The following is a 19,668-nucleotide window of genomic DNA, read 5'->3' on the forward strand; positions in this document are numbered from 1 at the left end:
CGGCCGACGACGGCTCGCGCCCACCGGATCCGGACCGGTGACCGGCGTGTTTCCGCTCGACTCGTCCGCTTAAAGGCGCGGAAAAACGGACAGGCACGGTACGGTTGACTCGTGGCCGCAATCGTATGGCTGGTCGCGGGAATTCTGCTCGCCGCAGCCGAGATGCTCACCGGTGACTTCACGCTGCTCATGTTGGGCGGGGCGGCGTTGATCACCGCGGGGGTTGCCGGGATCGCGCAGACGTCGGTGGTGATCGACGCCGTGGTGTTCGCCATCTCCGCCATCGGGCTGCTGTTCGTCGTCCGCCCGATGTTGTTGCGTCGCTTCGCGACTCCACCGCCCACACCGACGAATGTCGATGCGTTGCCGGGAAAGACGGCGAAGGTGCTGGAGCCGGTGAACGAGAACAGCGGTCAGGTGAAGATCGGTGGCGAGGTGTGGAGTGCACGCCCGTTCGACCCGGCCGATGAATATGCCGAGGGTGAGACCGTCTACGTCATGAAGATCGACGGCGCGCACGCCGTCGTCTGGAAGGGGCCGTAATGGCTGTACTGATCGTCGCGATCGTCATCGTGGTGCTGGTCGCGGTGGTGGTCTTCAAGTCGATCGCGCTGGTACCGCAGGCCGAGGCCGCGGTGATCGAGCGGCTGGGCAGATATTCGCGCACCGTATCGGGCCAGCTGACATTCCTGGTCCCGTTCGCCGACCGGATCCGCGCCAAGGTCGACCTGCGCGAACGGGTCGTCTCGTTTCCGCCGCAGCCGGTGATCACCCAGGACAACCTCACCGTGCAGATCGACTCGGTGGTGTATTTCCAGGTCACCAGCCCGCAGGCCGCGGTCTACGAGATCAGCAACTACATCGCCGCGGTGGAGCAGCTGACCATCACCACCCTGCGCAACGTGGTCGGCGGTATGACCCTGGAGGAGACGCTGACCTCGCGCGACCAGATCAACTCGCAGTTGCGCGGCGTCCTCGACGAGGCGACCGGCCGCTGGGGCCTGCGGGTGGCGCGAGTGGAATTGAAGGCCATCGATCCGCCGCCGTCGATCCAGGAATCGATGGAGAAGCAGATGAAGGCCGACCGTGAGAAGCGCGCGATGATCCTCACCGCGGAAGGTAATCGCGAGGCGCAGATCAAAACGGCCGAGGGTGCCAAGCAGTCGCAGATCCTCGCGGCCGAAGGTTCCAAGCAGTCGGCCATCCTGTCCGCCGAAGGTGAGCGGCAGAGCCGGATCCTGCGCGCCCAGGGTGAACGTGCGGCCGCCTACCTGCAGGCGCAGGGCCAGGCCAAGGCGATCGAAAAGGTCTTCGCCGCCATCAAATCCGGCAAACCGACCCCGGAACTGCTCGCCTACCAGTACATGCAGACACTGCCGCTGGTGGCGAAGGGCGATGCCAACAAGGTCTGGATGGTGCCCAGCGACTTCGGCAAGGCACTGGAAGGGTTCGCTCGCAACTTCGGCACCCAGGGCGAGGACGGCGTCTTCCGTTACGAGCCCAGTGAGGACGGCGCCGCGAACGCGCCCGACGACGACGCCGACGAAGTCGCCGACTGGTTCGACATCAAAACCGACCCGGCCGCCGAGCGAGCGGTGCGCGCCGCCGAGGCCGCGGCGGCCACACCGGTCGATTCGCCGCTGGTCGCGCCCAATCAGCCCCGGCATCTGCCGCCGCAGAGCGCGCCCATTCCGCCGTCGCCGCCGGCGCAACAGCAACCGGCGCCGCGCCCCGGCGATGCCGGCGGGCGCCCGTGGCAGCCGCCGGAATATCCGGGACGTTAACGGGGTAACCGTATTTCAGCGATGATCCGAATGCCGGTCCGCATATCATGCGGACCGGCATTCGAATTTCGGTGCACGGCACGCGGACTCGGGGGTGGCGATGGCGACACGGCGGGCGGTGCTGCATGCCGCGGCGTTGGCGCCGATGCTGACCGCGTGCGCACCCGGAGTGCTGTTCGGCCACCCCGCTTCGGTGCGTATCGCGGTGCCCTGGAGCGGATCCGAGCTGGCCGCGTTCCGCCGGGTACTGGAGGACGCGGGGCTGGGTGCCACGGTCGCGGTGCTGCCGCTCGGCGACGACATCGATACGGCCCTGCAGGCGCGCGGCCGCTCCGCACCCGATCTGGTGATGTTGCCCGAGGTCGGCCGGATCGGCGAGCTGGCGGGCGGGGTGCTGCGGGCGCTGCCGCCCACGTTGTGGCACGACGCGGCGGGCCCGCGCTATCCGGAACAGTGGCGCTCGCTGCTGTGGAAAGACGATGCGCTCTACGGCATTCCGTTCAAGGCTGCCGACAAATCGCTGGTGTGGTACGACCGCTACGCCTTCGGCGGCGACCGCCCGCGCGACGACCCGCGTGATTGGACCGTCTCCCAGTGGCCGCAACGCATCGCCGCGGCGACCACCCGCCGTCCTCTGGCACTGGGCGGTGCCGACGGCTGGGTGCTGGCCGACCTGTTCGGCAACATCCTCTACGGCGAATCCGCCTGGGACTACCAGGATTTGGCCTCCGCCGGCGAACCGGACCGCCCGCGGGAATGGGATCGCGACGCGGTGCGGGCGACCCTGTACCGACTGGGCACGCTGTGGGCACCGCGCGACACCTTTCCGGGCGGTATCGCCGCGACCCTGACCCGGCAATTTCCGGAATCGGTGCGCGAGGTGTTCGAACGGCGCACCGCGGCGATGGTGGTGGCGCCCGATTTCGCGGAACCCATCGTGCGCAGCTGCCTGCGCCGGGCGAACCGGCCCGCCGATGCCGTGGGCGTGATGCCCTTTCCGGCGGTGGCGCCCGGCGGTCCGCGCCCGGCCATCGGCGGCGGCGACGTGATCGTCGCGACCGCGGCCGGCGCCCACGATGCGATACCGGTGCTCGGCGCCCTGACCGCACCGGCCGCCGTCTCGGCCTGGATCGGCGACTACGGCGGCTTCCTGGCGCCCAGCCCGCGCACGGTCCCGGATCACCCGCTGATGCTGGAACCTGTTGCGGGCGAGCTGCATTCGTGGACCGCCTTCGATTTCGCCGACCTCATCGGCGCCGCCGGACGCCGCGACGGCCTGTGGCGGGTACTGACCGATTTGCTCATCACCGTCGGCGACGGCCACGCCGAGCGACTGGACGAAGCGGTCGACCACGCCGTGCGCGCACTCGACGAGTTCGAACGGAGAGCGCGATGACGGCCGGGCACATCCACGCTCACGGGCTGGATCTGGAGCCGGCGCTCACGCGGATCGCCGGTCCGGTGATCCCGGGCCGCCACCCCCGGCGGTGGTCGATGTGGCCGGCGCAGCTGCCCGCACTGCTGCTGATCCTGCTGCTGCTGGTGGGACCAGCCGCCACCACGGTCTGGACCGCGGCCCGCGCCCAGTGGGAGATGGTCGGCTGGTGTGCGCTGCTGGTGGTCCTGGTCGCGGCCAGCACGATGCTGTGGCGCGGGGACGACGCGGTGCGCGCGGTGGTGGCCGCGGCCGTGCGGGGCCGCTGGAGTTTGCTGCGAAACCGATTGTGGCCGACGGTTTTCCGCCGCCAGGCACCCGAAGGCGCGAGTATCGTCGCGCGGGTACGCCGGCGGTCTCTGTGGTGGCCCGTCCTGGTGATCGCGCTCGCGGTCACGATCCGCGGAATCGGCGTCGAGCTCGGGCCCGGTGGGCGCGGCGCATACGCCCGGACCCTGGTCTGGGTCCTGTGCGCGGTGGCAGTTCTGGTCCTCGCCCTCGAACTGGCCTGGCATGGCCGCCGCGGCTGGTGGCCCTGGCAGCCGCTGATCCTGCCCTTCGGCGTGTCCGCGTTCGTCGCCGGACTGGCCCTGCGCCTGCTGGCCGAGAACCCGGACTACCGGATGCCGGTCCCGGGCGTGACCGGGCAGCGCATCTGGTTGATGACCACGCTGATCGTGGCCTTCGTCTGGTGCTGGCTGGGGGCGCTGTTCGCGCTGTTCCGCGCCGCGATCGCCGCCATCGAAGCCGATCCCGTGCGGCGTGGCTATCTCGAGGATGCGCGCGGCGTGGCGCGAACCCGGGCCCGGCTGTTCGAACTGATGCGGCCGGTGTTGCTGATCCTGGGCCTCGTCGTCGCCGTCGCGGCCGCCCGGATTTTCGACATCATCCTGGTCGCGGTGCCGGGATCGCTGCAGTACTCGCTGGACTCGGCGACCGTGCACTGGTGGCGACTGGTCTCGGATCCCGATGCCGATCCCGGTGTGGCCGCGGCCTATTCACTGCCGCTGGCGGTGCTGATCGGTTCGGCGGCGTGGATCCTGCAGACCGACGTGCGACGCCACCGCGTCGGCTGGATGCGCCGCCCGGCCGTCGATCCGGTCCGTACCAGGCGCACTGCGCGCGGCGTCCTGCGAGTCGTGGCGGTCTCGCTGCTCTCGCTGGGTCCGCTGCTGGCGTTGGCGGTGTTCGGCTGGGTGGGCGCCGACGGGCCCGCCTTCGCCGGGAACGGTTCGGTCTGGCAGCACCGAGAGTTGTTGCACGCCATGGCCAATACCGGCTGGGTCGCGGTGTGGGCGACGGTCCTGGTCATCGGTGCGGCCTTCCCGGTCGCCCATCAACTCGCCGCGCTGCCCGCCGATGCGCTGCGTTCGCGAATCGCGGTGGTGGTACTGGTGGTGTTCACTGTCCTTCCCGCGCAGCTCTACGTCGGGCCGATCCGGCGTGTCATCGAGCGGATGGGGTTGACCGGGACGTCGTTCTCCTCGCTGATCGTGGTGCATGCCGCGATCGGCCTGCCCATCGCGATCCTGATTCTGCGCGGCGCGCTGCTCGCGCCCTCGGACGGCCCGGCCGCCGACGCCCTGCACGGTCTCGCGAAACCGTGGGCCGTCCTGGGCCGTGTGGTGTCCACCGCCTGGCCCGCCGTCGGCGCGGTCGCGGTGCTCGAACTGATTCAGGTGTGGAACGACTTCTTCATCGGACTCATGGTCAGCGGCGCCGACGTCAGTCCGTGGTCGCTGCTGCTGTGGGGCGACGCCCGGCAGTTCCAGGAGAACGCCGCCCATCTAGCGGCCGGTGCCCTGCTGTCGACGATCCCGCCGGTGCTGCTGTTGCTGGTGACCTGGCGTCGCTTCCTGGTTCCGGGATTGACGGGCGGGATCGTGCGATGAGTGGCGGCCACTCGCACCGGCCCGAGCACGACATCGCGTCGCAGCTCATCGCCACCCCGAAATCCTCGATCTGGCAGGGCTTCCTGGGTGCGGCCTGGGTGATGTCGTCGTCGCTGCTGCTCGAGGTGGTGGCGAAACTGCTGGAAGGTTCGGTCGGGCAGAGCCGGGTGCTGAACTCGCTGGCCGGGGTGTTGCGGTGGGTGGCGGTCGCGGTGGTGGCGGCCGCCGCGCTGTACGTGCTGTGGCGCAAGACGATGGATATGCGCGAGGGTGCGCGCATCCGCCGGGAACTGGATCTCACCGCGGACCTGGTCCAGCCGCCACCGGTGGTCGAGCGGACCGTCGCGGCGCTGCCGGCCTCCGCACCGGTTGGGGCGCGGCCGCTGGATGAGGCCGATACGGCCGTCGCCGACGTCCTGCGGGCATTGCCCTTCACCGACTACGAGGCCGCTGCGCTCTACGACACGGTTACCGCGATGCTCGACAGCGCGACGGTCCTGCCGGGGGAGCAGGCGGTCCTGCGGCGTTCCACCGGCGAGGTTCTGATCCGGCTCGCCGCCCACGGCGTGATCGTCCACCACGGACACGACCGATTCGCCGTGGACACGTCCCCGAACTCGCCGGACCTCGCTGTGATCCGCCGCACACCGCAGTGGCGCGCCGCGTGGCCGGCGCTGATCCGGCACTACTCCGATCGGGCGACGCGCTGGGCGGTCGCCCTGGATTCGGACCGGCTCGGTGCCGGCGCGCATCGGTGGTTCACGGGATCGGCGGACCGACTGGCCGAGCTGGTGCGCGAATGCGACAAATGCGACCACGGCATCGAGCTCGACATCCCCGCCCTGGCCCGCATCGCCGACGCACTCGACCTCTGGTACGCCCGGATCGGGAAGCCTTCCGACGGTCCCGCGGCGCGGGCGATGGTGGCGCTGAGCGAAGCGGCGCATCCGCAGATTCACGAACTGGCCTCGATCCGCTGCGGGCTGCTGCCCGACACCGCGACACGCCGACGATGGCCGCGTCCGCTCCGGCGGCGCAGCCGCCCGCGCCGGAGCACGGGCCTGCACGCTCGCCGCGCGCACGCCGAGGCGCTGCGGGATTTCGATCGCTTACCGGGCGGGGAGTACCCGCTGCCCGAGATCGTGGCCGGATTCGAGCGCGCCTGGTGGCTGCTGCCACGGCGCGATATCGCCGCGGAGGTCTGTGCCCTGAACGACCTCGCCATCGCACATCTGTACGAAGGACGCCTGGATGCCGCGCGTGACCGGCTCGAGCTGGCCGAAACCCTGACCCGCGGCGGTCGCCATCCGTCCGGGCGGGCACACACCTTCGAAACGTTGGGCCTGCTGTGGTGGATGCGCGGCGAGCCCCGGCGCGCGATGCGCTGGTGGCTGCTGGCGCTGACCCGCTATCGCGATCTCGGTCACGAACTGGGAATCTGCCGGTGTCTGCAGCATCTGGGCAGCGCCGTCGCGGTGACACCCGAATACGGTGGTCTGCTGCTCGCGGGGCCGCTGAGCACCGGAGAGGTCCTGCGCCAGGCCTCCGGCTGGCTGGCCTACGCCGCGCGATGCCGTCCGGGCGGTACCGGCCGCGCGCCCGCCCTCGCCGCCCGCTACCGTCGGCGTGTCGCGCACGCGCTGGAGAACGCGCAGGTCGCGCCGCTGGAGACGGTGGACCGGTGGCCCGTCACCGTGTCCGAGCATTAGCGCTGCGATCGGCCCGGATAGGCGTCCGCCCGCGATCCGAGACCGCGAAACCACCGATTTCGGGCATCGTCATGCGACTGGGGTCACTATATCTCAGTGATCTCGACCACATAACGGTTATATAACTACAGTAATGTAATGCGCGTTTATCGCACTATGCGCTGCGTAAACGTGAATATCCTCCATGTCGGGTTGAGACAGTTCGGTTGTTATCGCAACGTGATGTTTCGAGATTTCTCCGTTACCGTCGTTTGCAGCTCGGAATTCCGGGCTGACGCTCGAATCGCTGAACACCGGCAACCCTGTCCCGCGGTTCGAGTTCGACCCCGACATACCTGGGGGCAGGGACCCGTAATCGTCACCATCGGGCCGGCTGGGCGCAGGCAGGGAAAACCACATGTCTCGTAACCGTAAGTTCAGCACTCGCGCACTCGGCTTCGCCGCCGTCGCCGGCGCCATCGTCGCCGTCCCCTTCGGCCTGACCGCTACCGCGTCTGCCGACGGCGGCCACGACTGGGATGCGGTGGCGCAGTGCGAGGCCAGCGGCAACTGGGGCGCCGACACCGGAAACGGTTTCTACGGCGGCCTGCAGTTCACCCAGAGCACCTGGAACGCCAACGGCGGCAGTGGCAACCCGGCCAACGCCAGCCGCGCCGAGCAGATCCGCGTCGCGGAGAACGTGCTCGCCAGCCAGGGCCCCGGCGCCTGGCCGGTTTGCGGCGCCAACCTCTAAGGTTCGCCGCCCGCGGTTCGTCCGCATACACAAGCGTGCAGACAGGCCCCTCCCGGATCTACCCGGAAGGGGCCTGTCGCGTTGTATCCGCCGGTCAGGCGCTGATCGCGGCTCCCGTCGCGAAACGGCTCTCCACCGGCGCGAGGCCGTAGTGCCCGCGCAAGGTATCGGCGGTGTACTCGGTGCGGAACAGGCCGCGTTCCTGCAGGATGGGCACTACCCGGTCGACGAAATCGGTGAGTCCGCCCGGCAGATACGGCGGCATGATGTTGAATCCGTCCGCCGCGCCGGCCTCGAACCAGGTCTGCAGTTCGTCGGCGATCTGCTCCGGGGTGCCGGCGAAGCTGCGATGTCCGCGCCCGCCGCCGAGTTTGCCGATCAGCTGCCGCACCGTCAGCCGCTCCTGTGTGGCCAACTCCTTCACCAGCGTGAACCGGGACTTGTTCCCTTCGATCTCGCTCTCCACCGGCAGCGGCGGCAGCGGCGCGTCGAGGGGATGGCCGGTCAGATCGATGCCCAGCTGCGTGGACAGCTGCCGCAACGCGTAGTCGGGGGAGATCAGATCGGTGAACTCCTGCTCCAGCGCGAGCGCCTCGGCGGGCGTATCGGCGATGTAGGGCACGAGACCGGGGAGCACCTTCAGCTCGTCGGCGCCACGGCCGTACTTCGGCAGCCGTGATTTCAGATCGCGGTAGAAACGTTGCCCGTCCTCGAGACTGCGCTGCGCGGTGAACACCGCCTCGGCGTAGCGGGCGGCGAATTCCTTTCCGCTCTCGGAAGATCCGGCCTGCACGAGCAGTGGCCGGCCCTGCGGACCGCGCGGGGAGTTCAACGGACCGCGCACCCGGAACCGGTCGCTGTCGTAGTCGATGGTGTGGACCTTGTCCGGGTCGGCGAACACTCCGGCCTCGGGGTCGAGCACGATGGCCGAGGATTCCCAGCTGTCCCACAGCTGCAATGCAACATCGACGAATTCGGTGGCGCGCTCATATCGGCGGGCATGGTCGGGAATGGCGTCGTAGCCGAAATTGTAGGCCTCGTCGACCGTGCCGGAAGTGACGATGTTCCATCCGGCCCGCCCGCCGCTGATGTGGTCGAGCGAGGCGAATTTACGGGCCAGATTGAACGGTTCGTTATAGGTCGTCGAGGCCGTCGCGATCAGACCGATATGTTCGGTGGCGGCGGCGATGGCCGACAGCAGTGTCACCGGTTCGAACACCGCGAGCGTATTGCGCTGAATGCGCGGGCCCACCGCCAAGCCGTCGGCGAAGAAGACGGAATCCAGTTTACCGCGCTCGGCGATGCGGCCCAATTCCTGGAAATGCTTCACGTCCAGCACGCGCCGTTCCTCGGTGCGCGGATGGCGCCAGGCGGCTTCGTGATGACCGACGCCCATCAGAAAGGCGTTGAGATGAAAGGTTTTCGGTGATGGCGACATCGAGCGTCGTCGTCCCTTCGGTGTAGTGCTTCAACGATCGGATTGCGGGCGCCAGCGCGTGAGGCGGCGTTCGATCGCGACGAGTACGGCGTTGTAGACCAGGCCGACGATCGCGATGGCGACGATCCCGACATACATGTCGGGAATCTGGAAATTCTGCTGGGCGGCGGTGATGAGGTAGCCGAGTCCCGCTCGCGCACCGGACATCTCGGTGGCGATGAGGACCAGGATGGAGGCCGAGGCCGCCATCCGGATGCCGGTGAAAACGGTCGGCACGGCGGCGGGCAGGATCACCTTCTGGAACAGCCGCAGCGGTGAGAAGCCGAGGGACACAGCCGATTTGATCAGCAACGGATCCACCGATCGCACGCCGCTGATGGTGTTCAGCAAGATCGGGAAGAAGCCCGCGTAGACCACGATCGCGACCTTGGAGGTCTCTCCGATGCCGAGGATCAGGATGAACACCGGCAGCAGCGCCAGCGCCGCGGTGTTGCGGAACAGTTCGAGCAGCGGGTTCACGAAGTCGGCCACCGGCTTGTACCACGCGATGGCGACGCCGACCGGAACGGCGCACGCCACCGCTATCGCGAAGCCGACCAGCGAACGGCCCAGACTGGCGGAGGTGTTGTCCCAGAGCTGGCCGTTGCGGACCAGCTCGTCGCCGCGCTGCACGACGGTGGAAAACGGCGGCAGGAAGATCTGATCGACCAGGCCGAATCGGGGTGCGAGTTCCCAGAAGGCCAGGAACAGGCCGATGACCAGGACGGGCTTGAACAGCCGCCAGCCCCAGCGACCGGCCAGGGTGGCCAGCTGCCGTCCCGTGCCGGCGGTGGAGCGAGCGGGAGTCTCGGCTGCACTCCCGGCCGAGATAGAGGACTTCTTCGACACCAGCACGGGTTCGGCGGTGGCGGGCAGTGTGGTGGACATGGTGTTACCTCCTGTCGGTGGCCGCGAGGTCGGCCTGCTCGAGCCCCTGCGCGCGGGCCACCTCGTCGTGCAGCAGCGACCAGATCCGGTGCCGGACTTCGCTGAAGTGCTCGCTGGAGCGGATGTCGGCCTCCGGGGCGGTTTCGCGGTCGAGATCGATATCGACCACCGCCTTGACCCGTCCCGGCCGTGAGGTGAGCACGGCCACGCGCTGACCCAGATACACGGCTTCGTTGATGTCGTGGGTGATGAACAGGATGGTCTTGCCGGTGGTGCGCCAGATGCGCAGCAGTTCGTCCTGCAGCGATTCGCGGGTCTGGGCGTCGAGCGCGGCGAACGGCTCGTCCATCAGCAGCACCTCGGGATCGAAGGCGAGGCTGCGCGCGATGGCCACGCGCTGTTTCATGCCGCCGGACAACTCGTGCGGGTACCGGTCGCCGAAGCCGGTGAGGCCGACCAGCTCCAGATATTCGTCGGCGATCCGGCGTCGCTCACGCCGGCGGATGCGCTTGGCCTCCAAGCCGAATTCGATATTGCCGCGCGCGGTGCGCCACGGCAGCAGCGCGTACTGCTGGAAGACGATGCCCCGATCGAGACCGGGGCCGGTGACCGGCCGCCCGTCGAGCAGGATCTGCCCGTGGGTCGGCCGGGTCAGCCCGCCCAGCAGATCCAGCAGGGTCGACTTACCCGAACCGCTGGGTCCGACCAGGACGAGGAATTCACCGTCGCGCACGTCCACGGTGATGTTCTCCAGTGCGGTGAAGGGTGTTCCGGCGCCTCGCGCGGGAAATTCCTTGCGCACCCCGTCGAGCGCGAGTTTGATTGCCGTGTCGCTCATCTGGCGGCCACCACCTCTCCGGCCGGCCCGCTGTCGGCCGGGTACTTGCCGTTGGCGTAGGGGTTGAACTTGTTCGTGTACAGATCTTTGGCCGCGAATTTCCCGGCGGGCAGTTCACCGTTGCGGACCAGCCAGTCGATCCAGATCTGCAGCTCTCGCTCCTGAATCACCGCGCCGGGCACCGGGATGCCGGACGATTTGTAGGAGTCGAGCAGTGTGGTGTTCTCGTTGCGGCCGCGCTTGTGGATGATGTCGGCCAGTCGCGCCACCGCCTGATCATGTGGCGTGATCTGCAGCCAGCGCGTCGCGCGGGCCGTGCCCTGGACGAAGTCGGCCACCGCGTCCCGATGGCCGGCGATGTAGTCGTTGCGGAAGACGTATGTGCCGTAGTCGAATTCGCCGAACAGGCCCTTGTCGGTGTAGAGCGCGTGGATGCCGCCGTGAGCCAGCGCGATGTCCTGCAGCGGGCCGCCCAGTGCCGCCGCGTCGATCTGGCCCTTGCGCAGCGCGTCCTCGGTATTGACCGGCGGCAGCACCACGAGCTGCACCTGTCTGATCTCGTCGTCGGTGAGCCCTTGATCGTGCAGCCATTGCCGGGTGATGAATTCGTGGTGGGCGCCGAGGGTGTTGACGCCGACCTTCTTTCCGATCAGGTCCTTGGCCGTCTTGATGCTCGAATCGTCACGGACGTAGTAGCCGGTGAAACTCTGCCGGTCGGCGCCGTAGGAGCTGAGCACCGAGGTCACCGGTGCGCCGCCGGCGATGAGCTTGACGACCGCGCCGTTGAACGCGCTGCCGAATTCGATCTGCTTGGTGGTGGCGGCCTGGATATTGGCCGGACCGCTGGTGGTGTCGCCCTCCCACTTCAGCTCGATGGTGGAGAAGTAGCCGAGGTCGGCGGCCAGTTCGTAGGGCGTGACCGTGCCGGCCTGACCCTGGTAGCGGAGGACGGTCCTACCGTCGGCGGTGGTTCCGGTGCCGGAACTCGAGCAGCCGGCGGCGAGCGCGGCCAGCACGGGCAGGGCGAGGGCGGCGGCGAACACGCGCACGACCCGGGGTCGTCTGAACGACAACATGATCGGTTCTTTCATGAATGCGTCTGCGGTCCCGCGCACATCCGGGTGCGGTGACCGGTAGATCGGCGAAACGAATTGCCTGGCAACGGCTTTCGGCGACGACGATGGCGCCCGGGTTCAGGCGCGACAGATCCCGTGCGGGACGCGCATGAGATCGACCGTGCGCCGTCGCGTCAGCACGCCGCGTGCCCGTCCGCCGGGTCCGGCTGTCGGCGCCGCATTCGCCTGCTCGACAACGCGTGCGCCCGAACGCGATTCATCGGTGGCGGCCATCCATCCTCCTGCCGGACCCAAAGTGATATAGGCACTGTGGTCCGACAAGGGACGTGGGGCAATGATTGTGCGCAGCGCGAGCCGATCATCCCGCTTCGCCGCCCGCCGGGAATTCCGGCGGGCGTGACGACGATCAGTCTTTCAGTTCGCGGGACAAACCCGCGGTGATCGCGGCGAGGACCCGCCCCGCGATCGCGAGGTCGGCCGCCGGAACCACACCGTAGACGCGGCCGAGGACGGCGCTCGTGCGGGAGCGGAGGTCCGCGACGAGGCGGCCGCCCGCCTCGGTGACCACGAGTTCACCGCCCGGCGCCGCGAGCAGCAGACCACGGTCGGTGAGCCGCGTCGCGGCGGTCGCGACGACGGTGGGTGCCCAGGTCGTCTTCGCGGCGAGAGTGGCGATATGCCGCTCCCGATCGACGGTGCCGCCGGCGGCGGCGGCCTGGCTGAGCGTGATCCACTGCGCCTCGTCGATGCCGGTACCGGCGAGGACGCGGTGCAAAAGCGCGTTGTGGTGCTTTTCGGCCTGGCCGATGATCGACGGATCGAGCGTGATGGCGGGGGGCATGACGAACTCCTGACTGCCGGACTGTGGCCACAATTCTGACACTCAGTTTCATACGAGCGCAAGTGTCGTTCGTGCTCCAGTTTCTTACGTGCCTCGGGATCGGTTCGGATAGCATCTCGGCATGCCCGATCCCGCATCCGACCGCACACTCCCGCTGCGAGAGCGCAAACGACTGCGTACTCGGCGGGTACTGGCCGACACCGCCCTGCGGCTGTTCACCGAGCGCGGATTCGACGCGACGACACTCGACGAACTCGTCGACGAGGCCGAGGTATCTCGCAGCACCTTCTTTCGCACCTATCCGGCCAAGGAAGCGGTCGCGATCGAGGCGGAGGCGCAATTGTGGTCCGCATATCTCGCGGCGCTGACGGATCGACCGCTGACCGGAGTCGTGCTGGACGCGATACGGGAGACGCTGACCGCGGCCGTCGCCGATCTGGAGCCGGAATGGGATCACCGGTATGTCGCCACTCGCCGGCTCATCCGCACCACCCCGGCACTGCTCGCCTACGTCGAGTACCACCGCCACGGGGTGGAGGCGGACGCGGTCACGATCCTCGCCGATCGCCTGGGACTGCCCGCGGACGATCTGCGACTGCAGGTCCTGGCCGAACTGGTGACCTCGGCGTGGAGTGTGGCCGGACGGGAATGGGTCCGGGCCGACGGCCGGGGCGGCCGCGCCGCGCTGACGGAGAGAGTGCGGGAGGCCTTCGCGGCGGTGCCGGCGAGTTTGGAGCTGCGGACCCGCTGAGGCGGCGCGGCCTCAGCGCGGTGCCGGTTCCTCGGCCGCCTCGGTGGCCAGCGCCGCGAATTGGTCTGCGCCCCACCGCGCGTCGACTACCAGGCCGATCACGCCGATGGTGATGCAGACGCCCGACAGCACCAGCAGACCCGGGTTCGTCCGCCCGGTCAACGCGTCTCCGAGGACGACGACGCCGATGGTGCCGGGGATGATGCCCACGAAGGTGGCCAGCAGGTACGGCATCATCCGCACCGAGGACAGTCCGGCGCAGTAGTTGATCACCGAGAACGGCACCGGTGCGATCAGCCGCAGCGAGCCGACGGCGAGCCAGCCGCGCCGGGCCAGTCGCCGATCCACCGCCTGTACCGCGGGATGAGTCAACCGCGCGGCGACCTGCTCCCGATCCAGGGCTCGCACGAGCAGCAGCGCCAGCACCGCGCTGACCGTCGTCGCGGCGACCGCGAGGGTGATGCCGAGAATCGGCCCGAACAACAGTCCGGCGCTGAGCGTGAAGACGGTGCGCGGAAACGGCGCCACCGTCACGAGCGCATGGACGAGGAAGAACAGCAGCGGAAACATCGGGCCGACCGAATCGGCCCACTCCCGGATCTGCTGTGGGGCCGGATGCGGTGCCAGTACGGCGACCGCGACCAGCGCGGCCGCGAGGATGGCCAGCATCACGACCCGTCGATTGCGCAGTAGTCGCAAGGCCACATTCGTCGTCCTCGGCACCGCGACAGGTTACCGGTCGGTATGGCCAGGCTGTGCGAAGAGTATGCGAACACCGGGCTAGCATCGAATGAAGGTTGATGAATGATCGTTAACCGAACTGGTCGTCGACCTGCCGATATCGCATGCCCGTCGCACTGTGAATGGGTCACACAGGCGGTTGCGAAGGCGCTGCGAAGAGTTGGGTCCCAGCGTAGGTATCCGGTACGAGTGAAGTATCGGAGTCGAGTGGAAGAGGTACAGCAGCGATGCCGATTGGTTCAGATCCGGGTGCGGACACCGTGCCCGGATACGCCGCATGGCGCAAGGGTGTGGCCGGAGTGCTGGTCAAGTCCCGCAAGGTCGAGGCATCCGAACTCGGTGACGAGCCGGAGCGCCTGCTCGATGTCACCAATTACGACGGAGTGACCGTCGCGCCGCTGTACACCCGTCGCGACGAACTGCCCGAACAGCCTCTGCCCGGACGGTTCCCGTTCGTGCGCGGCAACGAGGCCACCCGCGACGTGCATCGGGGCTGGCATGTCAGCGCCCGCTTCGCCGGAACGGATCCGGCCGCCGTCAACCAGGAGATCCTCGCCGCTCTGGAGAACGGCGTCAGCTCCGTGTGGCTCGGGGTCGGCGAGAACGGCGTCCCGGTGGCCGGGCTGGCGGACACGCTGCGCGGACTGCTGTTCGAACTGGCTCCCCTGAGCCTGCGGGCGGGCGCGGACACCCCCGCCGCCGCCGCGCAGGTGCTGACCCTGCTGGACGGCTACGAGGTGGCCGACCGCTCCGATATCCACGTCTTCCTCGGCGCGGCGCCGCTGACCAGCCGCTTCGCCGGAGTGGCCGACACCGACCTCGACGCCGCGGTCGAGCTGGCGCGCACCGCCGCCGGCCGCACCGAGACCGTCCGGGCGATCACGGTGTCCGGCACCGTCTTCCACAACGCGGGTGCGTCCGATGCCCAGGAGATCGGCGCGGCCGTGGCCGCGGGCCTCGACTACCTGCGCGCACTCACCGACGCCGGCCTCGATGTCGCCGACGCGCTGGACCAGGTGAGTTTCCAGCTGGCGGCGACCGACGATCAGTTCGAGACGATCGCGAAATTCCGCGCCGCCCGCCGGCTGTGGGCCCGGGTGGCGCACGAGGCCGGCGCGCCGGACTTCGGCAACGCGCCGCAGCACGCCGTCACCTCGGAAGCGATGCTGAGCCAGCGTGATCCGTGGGTCAACATGCTGCGCACCACCCTGGCCGCTTTCGGCGCCGGCGTGGGCGGCGCGGATCTGGTCACCGTGCTGCCCTTCGACGCGGCCCTGCCGGCCGGGGAACTCGGTGTGTCGCAAGCATTCTCGGAACGCATGGCACGCAACACGCAGCTGCTGCTGCTCGAGGAGTCGCATCTCGGACATGTGCAGGACCCGGGCGCGGGTTCCTGGCACGTGGAAAGCCTCACCGCGGAGGTCGCCGGTGCGGCGTGGGCGTTCATGCAGGAGCTCGAGCGCGCCGGCGGATACCGCGCCGCGCTGGAGTCCGGCCTGCTGGCCGAGCGCATCGCCGACACCCGGACCCGCCGCGAATCCGATATCGCCCACCGCCGCACCGCGGTCACCGGCGTCAACGAATTCCCGAACCTCGCCGAGGAGCCGCTGTCGGAGGCCGCGCGCGACACGAACGGGGTGGCCCGCTACGGCGCGGCCTTCGAGGCGCTGCGCAACCGTTCGGACGCCTACCTGGCCGCCCACGGCCGCCGGCCCCGGGCGCTGCTGGTACCGCTGGGCCCGGTCGCCGAGCACAACGTGCGCGTGACCTTCACCGCGAACGTACTGGCCTCCGGGGGCATCGAAACGGTGAACCCGGGAGCGCTGGAGACGTCCGGGATCGGCTCTACCGCAACCGAATCCGGAGCGACCATGGCGGTGCTGTGCGGCAGCGACGCCCGCTACGGCACCGAGGCCGCGCCCGCCGTGCAGCAGCTGCGCGACGCCGGCGTGACGACGGTCCTGCTGGCCGGGCCCGAGAAGGCGGTGGCCGAGGTGAGCGGCACACAGCGGCCGGACGGATTCCTCACGGCCCGCATGGACGCGGTGGCGACCCTGTCCGGCCTGCTGGAGAAGCTGGGAGCGTAATGACTACTCGAGATGTGAACCACGTGATCGGCAGCTTCGCCGAGGTACCGCTGGGTGAACCGGCGGTCGGGCGGACCGGTGGCGGCGACGTCGAGGCGTTCGTCGCCGAATCGGCGGCCGCCAACGGCTACGCGCCCGAACAACTGGTCTGGGCCACCCCCGAAGGTATCGACGTCGCGCCGGTGTACACCAAGGCCGACCGCGATGCCGTTGTGGCCGAAGGCTATCCGCTCGACAGCGTGCCCGGTGTGGCGCCGTTCGTGCGCGGCCCGTACCCGACCATGTACGTGAATCAGCCGTGGACCATCCGCCAGTACGCGGGATTCTCCACCGCCGCCGATTCCAACGCCTTCTACCGGCGCAACCTGGCCGCGGGCCAGAAGGGCCTGTCGGTCGCCTTCGACCTGGCGACCCACCGCGGCTACGACTCCGATCACCCCCGCGTCACCGGTGACGTCGGTATGGCCGGCGTCGCCATCGACTCGATCCTGGATATGCGGGAACTGTTCGACCAGATCCCGCTGGATCAGGTGTCGGTGTCGATGACCATGAACGGCGCGGTGCTGCCGATCCTGGCGCTCTACGTCGTCGCCGCCGAGGAACAGGGCGTCAAGCCCGAACAGCTGGCCGGAACCATTCAGAACGACATTCTGAAGGAGTTCATGGTCCGCAACACCTACATCTATCCGCCCAAGCCCTCGATGCGGATCATCTCCGACATCTTCGCCTACACCTCGGCGAAGATGCCGAAGTTCAACTCGATCTCCATCTCCGGCTACCACATCCAGGAAGCCGGAGCCACCGCCGACCTGGAGCTGGCCTACACCCTGGCCGACGGTGTCGAATACATTCGCGCAGGCCTGGACGCGGGCATGGAGATCGATCAGTTCGCGCCGCGGCTGTCGTTCTTCTGGGCCATCGGCATGAACTTCTTCATGGAGGTCGCCAAGCTGCGCGCGGGCCGCCTGCTGTGGAGCGAGCTGGTGTCGAAGTTCGAGCCCAAGAGCCAGAAGTCGCTCTCGCTGCGCACCCACTCGCAGACCTCGGGCTGGTCGCTGACCGCGCAGGACGTGTTCAACAACGTCGCGCGCACCTGTGTCGAGGCGATGGCCGCGACCCAGGGCCACACGCAGTCGCTGCACACCAACGCCCTCGACGAGGCGCTGGCGCTGCCCACCGACTTCTCCGCGCGCATCGCCCGCAACACCCAGCTGCTGCTGCAGCAGGAGTCGGGGACCACCCGGCCGATCGACCCGTGGGGCGGCTCCTACTACGTGGAGTGGCTGACCCACCAGCTCGCCGAGCGGGCCCGGGCCCACATCGCCGAGGTCGAGGCGCACGGCGGTATGGCGCAGGCGATTTCGGAGGGCATCCCGAAGCTGCGCATCGAGGAGGCCGCGGCCCGCACCCAGGCGCGCATCGACACCGGCGCGCAGCCGGTGATCGGCGTCAACAAGTACCAGGTGACCGAGGACCAGGAGATCGAGGTCCTCAAGGTCGAGAACTCGCGCGTGCGCGCGGAGCAGAACGAGAAGCTGCGCCGCCTGCGCGCCGAACGCGACAGCGCCGAGGTCGAGCGGGCGCTGGCCGAATTGACAAGGGCCGCAGCGTCTTCCGAGGGCGGGATGGCCAACAACCTGCTCGCGCTGGCCATCGACGCGGCCCGCGCCAAGGCCACGGTCGGCGAGATCTCCGACGCGCTGGAGAAGGTGTACGGTCGCCATCAGGCCGAGATCCGCACACTGTCGGGCGTCTACCGAGAGGAGGCCGGCAAGGTGACCAACATCAGCAGGGCCATCGAGCTGGTCGAGGAATTCGCCGAGGCCGAGGGCCGCCGCCCCCGCATCCTCGTCGCCAAGATGGGCCAGGACGGCCACGACCGCGGCCAGAAGGTGATCGCGACCGCTTTCGCCGACCTCGGCATGGACGTCGATGTGGGCCCGCTGTTCCAGACTCCGGAAGAGGTGGCCCAGCAGGCGGCCGACAACGACGTGCACATCGTCGGTGTCTCCTCGCTGGCGGCCGGTCACCTCACGCTGGTGCCCGCCCTGCGGCAGGCACTGGCCGATGTCGGGCGCCCCGACATCATGGTCATCGTCGGCGGCGTCATTCCGCCCGGTGACTTCGACGAGCTGTATGCCGCCGGCGCCGCGGCGATCTTCCCGCCGGGCACCGTGATCGCCGATGCCGCGATCGGTCTGCTGCAGAAGCTGGCGGCCGAACTCGGCCACGAGATCGGCGGACAAGCCGAGGCGGAATGAGCGACGCCGACCGGACCCCGGCGGGCGATGCGCCCGCCGGGGCTGAGGTGCCCACCAAGGCGGAGTTGCCCGGAAGCCAGGCTCTGTCCACCGCCCGCGGCCTGCCTCCCGCGCTGCGCGTGGACGGACCGCAGTCGCCGGGCGGCGGCCAACGCCGGACCATCGATGTGGCGGAGCTGGCGGGTGCGATCCGCGACAATCAGCGCGCCGCGCTCGCCCGCGCGATCACGCTGGTCGAATCCACCCGCGCCGATCACCGCGAGGCGGCCCAGCGGCTGCTGCTCGAGCTGACGGCCGAAGCCGGCGCCGCCGCGTCCAATCGCGTCGGTATCACCGGCGTTCCGGGCGTGGGCAAGTCGACGTTCATCGACGCGCTCGGGATGTATCTGATCGGCCAGGGGCATCGGGTCGCGGTGCTGGCGGTGGATCCGTCCTCGACTCGCACCGGCGGATCGATTCTCGGCGACAAAACCCGCATGGCGCGTTTGTCGGTGGAACGTGACGCGTTCATCCGCCCGTCGCCGACCGCGGGCACGCTGGGCGGTGTCGCCAAGGCGACCCGCGAGACCATTGTGCTGCTCGAGGCCGCCGGTTACGACGTGATCCTGGTGGAGACGGTGGGCGTCGGCCAGTCCGAGGTGACCGTCGCGAATATGGTCGACGTGTTCTGCTTCCTCACGCTGGCCCGCACCGGAGATCAGTTGCAGGGCATCAAGAAGGGTGTGCTGGAGCTGGCCGATCTGGTCGCGGTCAACAAAGCCGACGGCCGCCACGAGGTGGAGGCGCGGGCCGCCGCACGCGAATTGCAGGGTGCGATGCGACTCATCCATCCGCGCGAATCCCTCTGGCGCCCACCGGTTCTCACCATGAGCGGGCTCAACGGCACCGGTCTGGACACCTTCTGGGATACGGTCCTCGAACACCGGCGCGTTCTCACCGAGGCGGGCGAGTTCGCCGAGAAGCGCCGCCGTCAGCAGGTCGACTGGACCTGGACGATGGTGCACGACCAGTTGCTGCGCCGGCTGGCCGACAGTCCCGGCGTGAAAGCGATTCGCGCACAGGTGGAAAAGCAGATCCGCGACGGATCGCTGACCCCGGCCCTCGCAGCCGAGGAACTGCTGCGCGCCTTCGACGAGAAGTAGCAGGGCTGTCCGG

The 19,668-nt window shown here is 68.9% G+C and carries 17 protein-coding genes; 10 read left to right on the forward strand and 7 right to left on the reverse strand.

Going from position 1 to position 19,668, the window contains the following annotated elements; genetic code table 11:
* Nucleotides 1–111: 111 nt before the first annotated feature.
* The 6 genes from NN2_RS17710 to NN2_RS17735 all read left to right on the forward strand — a co-directional run bounded on the left by NN2_RS17710 (nt 112) and on the right by NN2_RS17735 (nt 7,553).
* On the forward strand, nt 112–543 hold the full coding sequence (locus tag NN2_RS17710; RefSeq protein ID WP_030514511.1) for an NfeD family protein: 432 nt from the start codon (nt 112–114) through the stop codon (nt 541–543).
* A complete protein-coding gene (locus tag NN2_RS17715; RefSeq protein WP_063015045.1) occupies nt 543–1,784 on the forward strand; it encodes an SPFH domain-containing protein in 1,242 nt (413 codons plus the stop codon). The genes NN2_RS17710 and NN2_RS17715 overlap by 1 nt, the downstream gene beginning before the upstream one ends.
* A gap of 100 nt (nt 1,785–1,884) precedes the next feature.
* Nucleotides 1,885–3,180 carry an ABC transporter substrate-binding protein gene (locus NN2_RS17720; RefSeq protein WP_063015112.1) on the forward strand — a complete coding sequence of 432 codons (1,296 nt, stop codon included), beginning with the start codon at nt 1,885–1,887 and terminating at the stop codon, nt 3,178–3,180.
* The gene (locus NN2_RS17725) at nt 3,177–5,111 is read left to right on the forward strand and encodes a hypothetical protein (RefSeq protein ID WP_063015047.1); all 1,935 of its coding nucleotides are present in this window, start codon (nt 3,177–3,179) and stop codon (nt 5,109–5,111) included. Before NN2_RS17720 ends, NN2_RS17725 begins: the two co-directional genes overlap by 4 nt.
* The gene (locus tag NN2_RS17730) at nt 5,108–6,820 is read left to right on the forward strand and encodes a hypothetical protein (protein ID WP_063015050.1); all 1,713 of its coding nucleotides are present in this window, start codon (nt 5,108–5,110) and stop codon (nt 6,818–6,820) included. The genes NN2_RS17725 and NN2_RS17730 overlap by 4 nt, the downstream gene beginning before the upstream one ends.
* Nucleotides 6,821–7,217: 397 nt before the next feature.
* Entirely contained in the window at nt 7,218–7,553 is a 336-nt protein-coding gene (locus NN2_RS17735; RefSeq protein WP_030514506.1) for a transglycosylase family protein, read from the forward strand.
* A gap of 94 nt (nt 7,554–7,647) precedes the next feature.
* Here NN2_RS17735 and NN2_RS17740 read toward each other — a convergent pair whose 3' ends face one another.
* The 6 genes from NN2_RS17740 to NN2_RS17760 all read right to left on the reverse strand — a co-directional run bounded on the left by NN2_RS17740 (nt 7,648) and on the right by NN2_RS17760 (nt 12,673).
* Nucleotides 7,648–8,991 carry an LLM class flavin-dependent oxidoreductase gene (locus tag NN2_RS17740; protein ID WP_063015052.1) on the reverse strand — a complete coding sequence of 448 codons (1,344 nt, stop codon included), beginning with the start codon at nt 8,989–8,991 and terminating at the stop codon, nt 7,648–7,650.
* A 30-nt stretch (nt 8,992–9,021) separates the two neighbouring features.
* Complete coding sequence (locus NN2_RS17745) at nt 9,022–9,918, reverse strand: ABC transporter permease (protein WP_063015054.1); 897 nt, start codon at nt 9,916–9,918, stop codon at nt 9,022–9,024.
* A 4-nt stretch (nt 9,919–9,922) separates the two neighbouring features.
* On the reverse strand, nt 9,923–10,756 hold the full coding sequence (locus NN2_RS17750; protein ID WP_063015056.1) for an ABC transporter ATP-binding protein: 834 nt from the start codon (nt 10,754–10,756) through the stop codon (nt 9,923–9,925).
* Entirely contained in the window at nt 10,753–11,832 is a 1,080-nt protein-coding gene (locus NN2_RS17755; RefSeq protein WP_063015114.1) for an ABC transporter substrate-binding protein, read from the reverse strand. Before NN2_RS17755 ends, NN2_RS17750 begins: the two co-directional genes overlap by 4 nt.
* A 117-nt stretch (nt 11,833–11,949) precedes the next feature.
* Nucleotides 11,950–12,105 carry a hypothetical protein gene (locus NN2_RS37230; RefSeq protein ID WP_156511364.1) on the reverse strand — a complete coding sequence of 52 codons (156 nt, stop codon included), beginning with the start codon at nt 12,103–12,105 and terminating at the stop codon, nt 11,950–11,952.
* Between the two features lie 133 nt (nt 12,106–12,238).
* The gene (locus NN2_RS17760; RefSeq protein ID WP_063015058.1) at nt 12,239–12,673 is read right to left on the reverse strand and encodes a winged helix DNA-binding protein; all 435 of its coding nucleotides are present in this window, start codon (nt 12,671–12,673) and stop codon (nt 12,239–12,241) included.
* Between the two features lie 121 nt (nt 12,674–12,794).
* Here NN2_RS17760 and NN2_RS17765 point away from each other — a divergent pair, with 121 nt between their 5' ends.
* Nucleotides 12,795–13,424 carry a TetR family transcriptional regulator gene (locus NN2_RS17765; RefSeq protein ID WP_063015060.1) on the forward strand — a complete coding sequence of 210 codons (630 nt, stop codon included), beginning with the start codon at nt 12,795–12,797 and terminating at the stop codon, nt 13,422–13,424.
* 12 nt (nt 13,425–13,436) lie between these two features.
* Here NN2_RS17765 and NN2_RS17770 read toward each other — a convergent pair whose 3' ends face one another.
* Nucleotides 13,437–14,093, reverse strand: coding sequence for a TVP38/TMEM64 family protein (locus NN2_RS17770; protein ID WP_063015118.1), 657 nt, complete (start codon nt 14,091–14,093; stop codon nt 13,437–13,439).
* A 299-nt stretch (nt 14,094–14,392) separates the two neighbouring features.
* Between NN2_RS17770 and NN2_RS17775 the strand changes: the two genes are divergently transcribed.
* Genes NN2_RS17775 through meaB form a run of 3 tightly spaced genes read left to right on the forward strand, consistent with a single transcriptional unit; the run spans nt 14,393 to nt 19,655 of the window.
* Entirely contained in the window at nt 14,393–16,252 is a 1,860-nt protein-coding gene (locus NN2_RS17775) for a methylmalonyl-CoA mutase family protein (protein ID WP_063015062.1), read from the forward strand.
* Nucleotides 16,252–18,513, forward strand: coding sequence for a methylmalonyl-CoA mutase (gene scpA / locus NN2_RS17780; protein WP_063015064.1), 2,262 nt, complete (start codon nt 16,252–16,254; stop codon nt 18,511–18,513). Before NN2_RS17775 ends, scpA begins: the two co-directional genes overlap by 1 nt.
* Nucleotides 18,510–19,655 carry a methylmalonyl Co-A mutase-associated GTPase MeaB gene (gene meaB / locus NN2_RS17785; RefSeq protein WP_081879361.1) on the forward strand — a complete coding sequence of 382 codons (1,146 nt, stop codon included), beginning with the start codon at nt 18,510–18,512 and terminating at the stop codon, nt 19,653–19,655. The genes scpA and meaB overlap by 4 nt, the downstream gene beginning before the upstream one ends.
* The last annotated feature ends 13 nt before the right edge of the window (nt 19,656–19,668 follow it).

It is taken from the genome of Nocardia nova NBRC 15556 (assembly GCF_001613005.1).
In the GTDB taxonomy this organism is placed as follows: Bacteria; Actinomycetota; Actinomycetes; order Mycobacteriales; family Mycobacteriaceae; genus Nocardia; species Nocardia nova.